Source organism: Vreelandella hamiltonii (genome assembly GCF_014651795.1).
Classification (GTDB): Bacteria; Pseudomonadota; Gammaproteobacteria; order Pseudomonadales; family Halomonadaceae; genus Vreelandella; species Vreelandella hamiltonii.
In genome coordinates this window covers 73342-84791 of record NZ_BMXO01000004.1, presented here as the reverse complement: position 1 = coordinate 84791, position 11450 = coordinate 73342, and the positions used below count along the sequence as shown (strand labels likewise).

The 11450-nt window shown below is 62.1% G+C and carries 10 protein-coding genes; 7 read left to right on the top strand and 3 right to left on the bottom strand.

Going from position 1 to position 11450, the window contains the following annotated elements; all coding sequences use genetic code 11:
* Positions 1-21 precede the first annotated feature (21 nt).
* Both pncB and IE061_RS06190 read left to right on the top strand, forming a co-directional pair.
* Positions 22-1218: a nicotinate phosphoribosyltransferase gene (gene pncB / locus IE061_RS06195; protein WP_193461257.1), complete on the top strand. Its 1197-nt coding sequence runs from the start codon at positions 22-24 to the stop codon at positions 1216-1218.
* A gap of 65 nt (positions 1219-1283) precedes the next feature.
* Complete coding sequence (locus IE061_RS06190) at positions 1284-2855, top strand: ATP-binding protein (protein WP_193461256.1); 1572 nt, start codon at positions 1284-1286, stop codon at positions 2853-2855.
* A gap of 13 nt (positions 2856-2868) precedes the next feature.
* On the opposite strand, the gene recC is transcribed toward IE061_RS06190, so the two are convergent.
* Positions 2869-6423: an exodeoxyribonuclease V subunit gamma gene (gene recC, locus IE061_RS06185; protein WP_193461255.1), complete on the bottom strand. Its 3555-nt coding sequence runs from the start codon at positions 6421-6423 to the stop codon at positions 2869-2871.
* A 197-nt stretch (positions 6424-6620) separates the two neighbouring features.
* Between recC and IE061_RS06180 the strand changes: the two genes are divergently transcribed.
* Positions 6621-6890 carry a type II toxin-antitoxin system RelE/ParE family toxin gene (locus IE061_RS06180; protein WP_193461254.1) on the top strand — a complete coding sequence of 90 codons (270 nt, stop codon included), beginning with the start codon at positions 6621-6623 and terminating at the stop codon, positions 6888-6890.
* On the top strand, positions 6887-7180 hold the full coding sequence (locus IE061_RS06175; protein ID WP_229800821.1) for a helix-turn-helix domain-containing protein: 294 nt from the start codon (positions 6887-6889) through the stop codon (positions 7178-7180). Before IE061_RS06180 ends, IE061_RS06175 begins: the two co-directional genes overlap by 4 nt.
* A gap of 117 nt (positions 7181-7297) precedes the next feature.
* On the opposite strand, the gene IE061_RS06170 is transcribed toward IE061_RS06175, so the two are convergent.
* Complete coding sequence (locus tag IE061_RS06170; protein ID WP_193461253.1) at positions 7298-7654, bottom strand: rhodanese-like domain-containing protein; 357 nt, start codon at positions 7652-7654, stop codon at positions 7298-7300.
* A 123-nt stretch (positions 7655-7777) separates the two neighbouring features.
* Between IE061_RS06170 and chrA the strand changes: the two genes are divergently transcribed.
* The gene (chrA, locus tag IE061_RS06165) at positions 7778-8989 is read left to right on the top strand and encodes a chromate efflux transporter (RefSeq protein WP_193461252.1); all 1212 of its coding nucleotides are present in this window, start codon (positions 7778-7780) and stop codon (positions 8987-8989) included.
* A 134-nt stretch (positions 8990-9123) separates the two neighbouring features.
* On the opposite strand, the gene IE061_RS06160 is transcribed toward chrA, so the two are convergent.
* Positions 9124-9396 (bottom strand): XRE family transcriptional regulator, encoded by a 273-nt coding sequence (locus tag IE061_RS06160; RefSeq protein ID WP_016916522.1) that lies wholly within the window; start codon positions 9394-9396, stop codon positions 9124-9126.
* Positions 9397-9614: 218 nt separating this feature from the next.
* On the opposite strand from IE061_RS06160, the gene purE reads away from it, so the two are divergent.
* Both purE and IE061_RS06150 read left to right on the top strand, forming a co-directional pair.
* Entirely contained in the window at positions 9615-10142 is a 528-nt protein-coding gene (gene purE / locus IE061_RS06155) for a 5-(carboxyamino)imidazole ribonucleotide mutase (RefSeq protein ID WP_016916523.1), read from the top strand.
* A gap of 10 nt (positions 10143-10152) precedes the next feature.
* Positions 10153-11298: a 5-(carboxyamino)imidazole ribonucleotide synthase gene (locus tag IE061_RS06150; protein WP_193461251.1), complete on the top strand. Its 1146-nt coding sequence runs from the start codon at positions 10153-10155 to the stop codon at positions 11296-11298.
* The last annotated feature ends 152 nt before the right edge of the window (positions 11299-11450 follow it).

Here is an 11450-nt window from a genome sequence, read left to right as displayed (position 1 = left end):
TCACTCACACGAAGGGATCTCATGCTGACCTCGCTTCTGGATAACGATTTCTACAAGATCACGATGCAGAATGCCGTGATCAAACGCTTTCCCTATGCTCACGCCCGTTACGCGTTCATCAATCGCGGGGAGCATGCCTTTCCCGAGGGCTTTGGTGAGGCGCTACGCGGGGAGGTAGACCGCATGGTGGCGCTGTGCTTGACCGAGGAGGAGAAGCGCTATCTGGAAACCACCTGCCCTTACCTGGACCCCACCTATCTCGATTTTCTGGCGGGCTTTCGTTACGACCCCCGCGAGGTGACCATCGAGCAGCAGGGCGGCGAGCTGTCGGTGGTGATCGAAGGGCCTTGGTACCGCACCATTTTATGGGAAGTGCCGCTGATGGCGCTGATCAGCGAGCTTTGGTATCGGCTGCGCGGCGTGGTGGTGTCGGAAGAGGATGAAGCGCTCATCGAGCAGCGCACCCGGGAGAAGATCGAACTCTACCGCCAGCACGGGCTGAAGATTGCCGAGTTCGGCACTCGTCGGCGCTTCTCGTTTGCGGTGCATGACCGGGTGGTGGAAGCGCTGCGCCACTACGGCGGGGAGGCCTTTAGCGGCACCAGCAATGTGCTGCTGGCCAAGCGCCACGGGGTGAAGCCCATCGGCACCCACGCCCACGAGTGGTTCATGTTCCACGGGGCGCGTTTCGGTTTCAAAATGGCCAACAGCCTGGCGCTGGAGCACTGGGTGGATGTGTACCGTGGGGATTTGGGCATCGCGCTCACCGATACGTTTACCACGCGGGCGTTTTTCGAGAGCTTCGACAAGAAGTTCGCCAAGCTGTTTGACGGGGTACGCCACGATAGCGGCGACCCGATCGAGTTCGCCGATGCCACCATTGCCCATTACCGGCGCCTGGGCATCGACCCGCTGAGCAAGACCATCATCTTCTCCGATGCGCTTACCCCTGAAAAAGTGGAGCGCATTCGCGCCTTCTGCCAGGGGCGCATTGGCATGGCCTTCGGGATCGGCACCAACTTCACCAACGATATCGGCGTGGCGCCCATGAACATGGTGATCAAGATGGTCGAGGCCCGCCCCGAAGGGCAGGGCTGGCTGCCGGTGGTGAAACTGTCCGATGTGCCCACCAAGAACACCGGCGACCCTGAGATGATTGCGTTGGCGAAGCGCATTTTATCGCTGGGCGGCAAGGGAGATGAAAGCCCGCTGATCTGAGGCTGCCTGGGGCAGCCGCATGCTAAACTGCTCTTTGTATCGCACTTTGTGTTCTGGAGGCCGCCGTGCAGGATGCCCATCGCCGTAAGCTCCCCATCGGGATTCAGACGTTCTCGGATATCCGCGAGGGCGACTATTACTACGTGGATAAAACGCCGCATATCGAGCGCCTGGTCAACCAGAACAAATACTACTTTCTCTCGCGGCCGCGCCGCTTCGGCAAAAGCCTGTTGCTGGATACGCTGCGCTGCCTGTTCGAGGGCCGCCAGGCGCTGTTTGAAGGGCTATATATTCACGACAGGTGGGACTGGCAACAGCGTTACCCGGTCATTCGTATCAGCTTTGCCGATGGCGTCATGCAGAGCCGTGACGCGCTGGATGAGCGTATTCGTGATCAGCTCCGGGTGCAGCGTGAGCGGCTGGGCATTACCCAACACCATAAGACGGATATACCCGGTGAATTTTCAACTCTGATTCGCAGCGCCCACCAGCAATATGGCCAGCGGGTGGTGGTACTGATCGACGAATACGACAAGCCGATTCTGGATAACATTCTGGAACCTGAGCGCGCTCGGGAGCTGCGCGAAGGGCTGAAAAATCTCTACAGCGTGCTGAAAGATGCCGACCCTCATTTGCACTTCGTGCTGCTCACCGGGGTTTCCAAGTTCAGTAAGGTGAGCTTGTTTTCGGGGTTGAACAACCTCAATGATATCACCCTGGATGCTCACTTAAGCACAATCTGCGGTTACACCGACGAAGACATCGATACGGTGTTCGCGCCGGAGCTACCCGGCTTGGATCGTGAGGCCATTCGTCAGTGGTACAACGGCTACCGCTGGGGCGGGCGCGAGGTCGTGTCTGTCTACAACCCCTTTGATGTGCTGCTACTGTTTCAAAAGCGCGAGTTTGCGCCGTACTGGTTCGAGTCTGCCACGCCGACGTTCCTGGTCGATATTCTCAAACAGCGGGGGGTATTTACGCCCTCACTGGATCACTGGGAAACCGAGTATGAACTGCTCAGCCAGTTCGATGTGGATCAGATCAGCACCGAAGGCCTGCTGTTTCAAACCGGCTACCTGACCATCCAGCAGGTAGAGGAGCCGCTGCTGGGATACCGCCAGTACACGCTGGGCTTCCCTAACCGTGAGGTGGAAACCAGCCTCAACCACGCCTTGCTGCCATCGCTGGGGGTCGAAAACGCCCCGCGTGAACGCAGGACGCTGTTCCGCCATTTAAGCCAGCATGACCTTATCGGCTTAGAAGCGCACCTAAAGGCGCTTTATGCCGGGCTGCCCCATGACTGGTACCGCAACAACCCGATTGCTCGCTATGAAGGCCATTATGCAAGCGTGTTCTACAGCCACTTCGCGGCCCTGGGGCTGGAGGTGACGGTGGAAGATGCCAGCCACCACGGCAAGGTGGATATGAGCGTGAACTTTGGCGGGCGTATCTACCTGTTCGAGTTCAAAGTGGTGGAGCAACTGCCGGAAGGTCAGGCGCTGGCGCAAATCAAGCAGAAGGGGTACGCCGACAAGTACCGCGCCTCTGGCAAGCCCATACACTTGATCGGCGTCGAGTTCTCCAGCGCCAAACGCCAGATTGTGGCGTTCGATGTGGAAACGCTCGACGCGGTGTAACCCCCTTGATGGTTTACCCTTTGACGGCCTTATGAAGCGGCGCGTAAAGTGATTCGGCCAGTGTGGCAAAAGTGTGCCCGTTGGCCTGCTCGAAAAACAGCCGCTCGAATCGGGGCCACTGGTGGCTCAAGTACGCGCTTTGCGCGGCTTCGCCGGTGACCTTGTAACCCCCTTCATAGGCGGCTTCGGCGGCAGCAAAGGCGTCGCTGTCTCGGCCTTTCTCCTGCGCTATTTCCGGCGTGCCTTGCTTGGCCAGCCAGGCAAAACCGGCCTGTGGGGCCAGCGGCAGCGGGGTTTGCTGGCCCGCTTGCCAGGCGGCGAGCTGAGTTTCCAGGTGCTGGCGGGCGGTGTCGGCGGCTACGGGTTCCAGCGTGACATGACCGGCTTTGGAAAGTAGCAGGGAGGTCATCGGGCCGCTGAGGTTGCCTGCCAGGTGGGCGACCCAGGGGCGCAGCAGGTGGCTCCAGCGGTACTGGCCGCGCCCGCTGCCCTGGCTGATCAGGCTGCTGCTGAGCAGCAGCAGGCGGCAGCGCTGGCCTGCCTCATCCTGGCGCAGCTCGCCCAGGGGTTCTTCCAACGTGAGGCCGTGGGCCTCGAACTGCACCTGTGCGTCTGGCAGCGCGTGCGGCCACGCCGTGAGCGCTTCTTCGTAGGCGTTGAACAACCCTTCCATGGGGTCGGCGAGGGCATCGCGCATGCGCTCGCCGAAGGCACCCATGGCCAGTACCCCTTGGCCTTGAAAGCGCTCCAACGCGTCGTGCAGCGCCTCGATACGCGGCTGGCCGTGATCCACCGCGTGGCGCTGGACGGCAATCAGCTGGTCCTGGAGCTGCCAGTTTTGCAGGCCATCCAGCGCGAAGGGCTCGGCGTCCAGCTCGGCGATTGCCTCTTGCTCGAAATAGACCCCCAGCCGGGTATTGAAGAAGCTGCGCACCGGCTCGCGCAGAAAGCCGCCCAACTGCGCCAGCGAGAGGCTGGTGGGGGCGTTTTCCGGCGCGGGTAGCATGCGCTCCACCGTGGGCGGCGTGCGGGGGGCGTGCACTTCCCGCCATTCGTGGGCGTAGGTGAACAGGCGGCTGGCCGGTTGGTTGAAGTAAGCGCGGCTGAACGGCTGCAGCGGGTGTTCGGTGGTGAGACTTTCCAGCAGCGGCGCGCCGGTGTGCGTTTGCCAGCCAGCCTCCAGGTGGTCGCGCAGTTGGCCCACCAGTACCGAGGGGGGCAGCGGGGAGTTGTCGATCTGGCTGCGGCCCATCCAGCTGATGTAGAGCTGGTCCCGGGCGGAGAGTAGCGCTTCGAGGAACAGGTAGCGGTCGTCTTCCCGGCGGGAACGGTCACCGGGGCGGTAGTCGCTGCCCATCAGGTCGAAATCCAGCGGTGGCTGGGAGCGGGGGTAGTCACCGTCGTTCATGCCCAGCAGGCACACCCGTTTGAAGGGGATGGCGCGCATGGGCATCAGGGTAGCGAAGTTGACCGCTCCGGCCAAAAAGCGCTGGGAAAGGCTGTGTTCATCGATTTGTGCCAGCCAGTGTTCGCGCACCATGGAGAGCGGCAGCGGGTCGTCGAGTTCTGCTTCCTGGCTGCTTTCCAGCATCTGCTGCAAGCCGTTTTCCAGCCTGGTGAGCATGATGCTTTCCTGGGCATCGTCGGTGAGGAAGAAGGTTTCCAGCAGTGCCCGCAGCCGCGCCACCCAGGTGGCGGCATCGGTGGGTTGGCAGAAGGTTTCCCAGGTGGCGTCGAGCTTCTCCAGCAGCGTGGCCAACGGCCCTGCCAGGCCCGCTTCCAAGCCGCCAATATCATCGAACGGCTCAATGCCTTGCCAGGCGTGGCCGTCGCCGACGGTGTAGCCCAGCAGCAGGCGGCGCAGGCCGAAGGCCCAGGTGTTCTGGCTCAGCCCGCCGGGCAGCTCTAGCCGCTGGCGCTGCTGGGCGTTCAGCCCCCAGCGGATGCCCGCGCCTTCCATCCAGCGCTCCAGCACCGGCAGGTCGCGCTCTTCCAGGCCAAAGCGCTGGCGCAGGGCGGGCACTTCCAGCAGGTCGAGCACATCGCTGACCGTCAGGCGCAGCTCTGGCAGGCGCAGCAGTTTTTCCAGCGCGATCATCAGCGGCAGGCGGTGGCGGCTGGCCTGGTCCGAGAGCGTGTAGGGAATATGCCGCGGGTCATCCGTGGGCAGCTGGCCAAATACCGCTTCGATGTGCGGGGCGTAGCGGTCGATGTCCGGGACCATGACGATGATATCGCGCGGACGCAGGGCGGGGTCGGCGCTGAAGGCGGCCAGCAGCTGGTCGTGGAGAATCTCCACTTCCCGCTGGGGGCCGTGGGCAATATGAAACACGATGGAGTCATCGGTGGCGGCCAGCGCTGGCCACTGGCCTTGGGTTTCTGCCACCGGGCGCAGCTCGCGGATATCGTCTTGCAGCTGGCTGAGCAGGCAGTGGCGCTCCTCGCCGCTGAACGGCTCGAACATATCGATGCGCAGCGCCTGCTGCTCGAAAAGCGTTTGGTAGTTGCCCGCGTCGTCGTGCTCATCGAGCAGGCGTAGATAGTCGCGGCCCTGCTTGCCCCAGGCGGCCAGCAGCGGCTGAGCGTGCAGGTGCAGGGCATCATCGGCATCGCCGGTGCCCAGTACGTCCAGCGTGTCGGGCATGCCGGTCTTGCGCCGCTGGCGATAGCGCTGGGCGCGCAGCAGGTCTTTGTGTTCGATGATGTCCGCCCAGTAGAACTGGCAGGGGTTGTGCACGCACAGCACGATCTGGCAGCAGCGGGAGAGCGCCGCCAGGGCTTCCAGGGTTTGCTGAGGCAGCGACGAAATACCGAAAATGATCAGCCGCCGGGGCAGCCGCGGCGGGCAGGCCTGGCCTTCCAGCTGTTCGGTGGCCTTTAAAAAGCGCTGGTGTACCTGGGCGCGGCTGCTGTTCAGCCCGGCATCACCTTGGGTGGCGGCCACATCGTCACGCAGGATGCGCCACAGCGCAGGCTGCCAGCGCTGGTGCTCTTCCAGCGGGCGGTGTTCGCCTCGGGCGGTAATCAGCACATCGTGGCCGTTGGCCCAGGCGTCCAGCCAGTCGGCGCGGTACACCTGGTACTGGTCGAAGAGATCCGCCAGCCGCTCGGCCAGCTGGTAATGCTTGCGCTGGTCGCGGTCGGTTTCCAGAAACTGCGCCAGTGGTTCGAACACCGGCTGCCCGGCCAGGGTGGGCAGCAGGCGCAGTAGCCGCCACACCAGGCGCGATTTATCGAACGGCGAGGTTTCCGGCACGGCGTCGGCATTGTGGGAAACGTGGGTGAGCACCCGGCGGTAGGCCTGCCATAAAAACCGCGCGGGCAGCATCACGTCCAGCGCCGCTGCAATGCCCGCGCCGCCGTTCTTCGGGTCTTCCGCCAGGGCCAGCTTCAGCCACTGCCCAATGCCGTTGCTCTGGACCAGAATGGTTTCGTTCTCCAGCGGCCCCAGCGGGTGCCGCCGCATCCACTCCACCGCCAGCCCCCGCAAATCCTCCAGGCGATTGGCGTGCACCACCATGAACCCGGGGGTGAGCGAAGTGGGAGAGAGCAGGGCATTGGCAGGCATACGGCGGCGTTCCTTCACGGCAATCGGCGTCACGGGGATGCGGTGACGCTATGGTGCCATAAGATGGAGGTTGTCGTGTGTCTCTGGAGTAGGAACTTTTACACATCCTGAGTTATCATAAAAGATAACTTGATCGGAGCTGTGCTATGGAGTAGCAGGTTGAGTTTTACCCAGGCGTAAAGCAAGAAGTTTTAAGCATGCCACCCAAAATACAGGCCAGAATGCTTCGGTTGCTGGAGATGGTAGAGCAGCATGGTGCTCACTTAGGGCCTCCTCACACGGAGTCCATGGGTGACGGCCTGTTTGAGATTCGAGCAAAGGCACAAGAGGGGATTGGCCGTTCCTTGTTCTGTTACGTGCATGGGAAACACATCGTCGTCCTGCACGCATTCGTCAAGAAAAGCCAGAAAACGCCGCGTCAGGCGTTAACATTAGCGCGGACAAGACAGCGCGAGGTGCAGTCATGATGAACTTAAAGGCACTAAAAGAGCAGGCGCTTCAGAACCCTGAGGTGAAGGCGGAATATGAACGTCTGGCACCGGAGTTTGCATTGGCCTCCACGCTTATTTCAATGCGCCAGCGTGCCGGGCTGACTCAGGAAGAGCTTGCCAAACGTCTGGAGACGCAGAAAAGTAACATTAGCCGCCTGGAGCGAGGAAGTAGTAACCCCGGTTGGAAAACGTTGCAGCGCTATGCAGATGCCTGCGGCTTCGAGCTGACGGTACATGTGGAACCACAAAAACAACCCTCCCACTAAACAACCAATTGCTCCCATGACGGCGGCCTTTCGTGCGTCATTGGTTCAAGCCGAAAGTCACCGGAGTCTTCTAAAGCTGCCGATGGGAGGGCGAGCATCATTACCAAAAGGAGCGGCTTACGGCGCTTCTTCTTCCTTGAACGCCTTCAATCCGCCTTCGATATTCACCACTTGGGTATAGCCCAGTTGCTGCAGGGTGTCGGCGGCCAGGGCGCCGCGATTACCGCCTGCGCAATGGCACACAATGGGCGTGTCTTTATCGGGAATCGCTTCCTGAATGCGCATTTCCAGCGTGCCTCGGCTGATGTTGAGGGCGTTTTCGATATGGCCCTGCTCGAACTCTTCCTTGTCTCGCACGTCCAGCACCACGTGGCCCTGGGCGATGCGCTGTTTGGCATCGCTGGGCGATACCTGGGTGGTACGCAGCTTGGCGGCTTCTGCAAGGCGTAGAAACTCTTCTGAATGATGGGCCATGGGGTGCTCCTGGTAGGCGGCGTTGGAAGGATTCTCAACGTTGCTCAACCGTCATGGGCATGTCAATAAAATCGTGTATGGTTATCGGCTGCCTGTTGTTCAACGTTGCAAGGAGCCGAGCTTATGTCGGAACCCCGTCCTTCCTCTGATACTGCCGTATCGCCTGCTCGCATTCGAGAGGTGTTCTGGGCCTTTTTGGCGCTGGGGCTTACTTCATTTGGCGGGCCGGTGGCGCACCTGGGCTATTTTCGTACGGAGTTCGTGGCCCGCCGCCAGTGGCTCAGCGAGAAAGCCTATGCGGATTTGGTGGCGCTGTGCCAGTTCTTGCCGGGCCCGGCCAGCAGCCAGGTGGGGTTTGCCCTGGGCCTGCTGCGGGCTGGCCCTTGGGGGGCGGCCATGGCCTGGCTGGCCTTCACGCTGCCTTCCGCGCTGGTACTGGCGCTGTTCGCCATGGGCGCGGCGGTGCTGGATGGGCCGATGGCCAGTGGCATCATCCACGGCTTGAAAATCGTCGCGGTGGCCATCGTGGCCCACGCCGTATGGGGCATGGCGCGCAATCTTTGCCCGGATAAAACCCGGGCAGGCATTGCCCTGGCGGCGGTGTTTGCCGTGGCCATGGTCAGCGGCCCGCTAGGGCAGGTGAGTGCGATTGTGCTGGGGGGTATGGCAGGGCTGTTGCTCTGCCGCGAAAGCGCTCAGGGCGAGCTGGCGGATTCGCTGCACTTTGCGGTGTCGCGCAAGGTGGGCTTGATCTCTCTGGGGCTGTTCGTGGCGCTGCTGGTGCTGTTGCCGCTGCTGGCGGGCGGCGCCATGTGGCTGGCGGTGGTGGATGCCTTCTACCGCTCGGGGGCACTGGTGTTTGGGGGCGGTCATGTGGTGCTGCCGCTGCTGGAAGCCGAAGTGGTGCAGTCGGGCTGGATCACGGCGGATGAGTTCTTGACGGGCTATGGCGCCGCACAGGCCGTGCCGGGGCCACTGTTCACCTTTGCGGCTTACCTGGGCGCACTGCTGCCTGGGCTGCCCAGCGTGGTTGGTGCAGTGCTGGCGCTGCTGGCGATTTTCATTCCCGGCTTCCTGCTGCTGGTGGGCGTGCTGCCGTTCTGGAACCGTTTTCGCCAATGGGGCAGTGCCCAGGCGCTCATGCGCGGTGCCAACGCGGCCGTCGTGGGGATTCTGGGGGCTGCGCTCTACGACCCCGTCTGGACCAGCGCGGTGGTTGGGCCGTATGAGTTTGCTCTGGCGCTCACGGGCTTTTTGCTACTGACCGTGTGGAAGCTGCCAGCCTGGCTGGTGGTGATCGTGGTGGCCTTGGGTGGGGTAGTGATTGCGGCGTGAAGCGCGGCACCTGACATGAACGATTCGCCCCACGAGCGTGGGGCGATCAGGCATTACCCATGTACAGCGCACGCCTATGGTGCAGTGCAGGTGTGGTGCCGAGGTGTGATGGGGAAGTGACGTCGAGGCTGCGGCTATGGCGCCTCCAGCTCTAGGGTGCGACGCAGGACATTGAGTTCATCGATGTCCAGATGCTCCAGCCTTCCGGCGAGCAGGTCGCTGATCTTCTGTACTGGCAAGCCTGCCCGGCGGGCAATTTCTCGGCTTCCCAGGTCTGATACGGCGATCAGACGTGTGATGATGCGCATGAGGCGCGTGCGTTTTTCCAGTTCCCTGACATCGAGGTCAGGGCTGCTTCGCGGAGGATCCTGCACTTCTGCGTGAGCAGTCGAGTATGCCGTACTCATGTGACTCCATGGGTCTGAAATGACAAACACACAATGCCGCCAACTCACGCGCTTTTCAATGCCTATTTAGATGAAAATTTCACGACCATGAGACAGCCCGCAAACGCGCTGGCTCTGGTAAACTATGCCCCTTCCCATTTTTTCAATGAGCCGCAGCCTGTACGCGGCTCGTTCCACTGTTTTTCGCTAGAACAGGCCATGGGCCGAGGAGTTATTGCATGTCGAACAGCGCACCCAAGGTGGGCGTGATCATGGGGTCGAAGTCGGATTGGCCGGTCATGGAGCACGCGGTGGCGATGTTGGAACGGCTGGGTGTTGCCTACGAAACCCGCGTGGTCTCGGCACACCGTACCCCGGACCTGCTGTTCGACTATGCGAAAAGCGCAGCGGAACGTGGCCTTCAGGTCATCGTGGCGGGCGCTGGCGGCGCGGCGCACCTGCCGGGCATGGTGGCCTCGCAAACGGCGCTGCCGGTGCTGGGTGTGCCGGTAGAGTCCAAGGCCTTGAAGGGGCTGGATTCGCTGCTCTCCATTGCACAAATGCCGGGTGGCATTGCCGTGGGCACGCTGGCCATCGGCAAAGCCGGGGCCACCAATGCGGGGCTGCTGGCGGCGCAAATCGTCGGCTTGCAGGACAGCGCCGTGCGTCAGGCCGTCGAGGCCTTCCGAGCAGAGCAAACGCAGCTGGTGCTGGATAACCCGGACCCCCGCCCGGATGCGCCTGCGGCCAGCGAATCGGCACAATAGGAAGCCCATCATGAGCGTGCATAGCAATCGCGTAAAACACATTGGCGTACTGGGTGCCGGGCAACTGGGCCGTATGCTGGCGTTGGCGGGCTACCCGCTGGGCAACACGTTTACCTTTCTGGACACCACCGGCAGCCCCAGCGTCGGTATCGGTGAGGTGGTGGTCGACCCGGATAATCAGCATCTGGCGGCGTTCCTCGACAAGGTCGATGTGGTGACCTACGAATTCGAGCACCTGCCCGTGGCGCTGGTGCAGCAGATCGAACAGCACAAGCCGGTCTACCCCAGCAGCCGTGCCATTGCCGTGTGCCAGAACCGCGTGGAAGAGAAGGCGCTGTTCGACCGGCTGGGCATCCCGACGCCTGCCTACCGGGTGGTGGAGAGCGCCGAGCAGCTGCAGGCCGCTGCCACTGAGCTGGGCTGCCCCGTAGTGGCCAAATCCGTCACCGAAGGGTACGACGGCAAGGGCCAGGCGGTGCTGAGAGCGCCAGAGCAGGCCCAGGCCGCCTGGGAGTCGATTGGCCATTCCCGGTTGATCGTGGAAGCCTTCGTCGATTTCGTGCGCGAAGTGTCGCTGATTGCCGTGCGTGGCCGCGATGGAGAAGTGGTGTTTTACCCCATGGCAGAGAACCAGCACGTAGACGGCATTCTGCGCTATTCGGTGGCGCCGCTGCCCGACCTGGACGACAGCGTTCAGCAAACCGCCGATGGCTACATTCGTGCGCTGCTGGATGAGCTGGATTACGTGGGCGTGCTGGCGCTGGAGCTGTTCCAGACCCGCGACGGTAGCCTGCTGGCCAATGAGATGGCCCCGCGGGTGCATAACTCCGGCCACTGGACCATGGACGGCGCGGTGACCAGCCAGTTCGAAAACCATCTGCGGGCCGTACAGGGCTTGCCACTGGGCTCGACTCAGGCGATTGGCCCCACCTGTATGGTCAACGTGATTGGGCAGGAGGGCGACAACCCCGCGCTGCTGGCGATTCCCCATACCCACCTGCATCGCTACGACAAGGCCGAGCGGGCGGGGCGCAAGCTGGCCCACGTGAACGTCGTGGCGGCCAGCCATGCCGAGCTGCTGGAAAAAGTACGCGCCTGCCAGGCACTGCTGCCGGGTGCCCCGGCGGTCGAGTGGAGCTTTGCCGACACGCTCTGAGCCGTGCGTTCGATGGCTGTCATGCTCTCTTCAAAGCCGCCCTTCGAGGCGGCTTTTTCATGTTCGAAGGCTACTTTTGCTGCGTAAACATGCTAAAAGATAAGGCGTGATAAAACGTTTGTATTAATCAATAAGATTGGCCCATAGGCCAA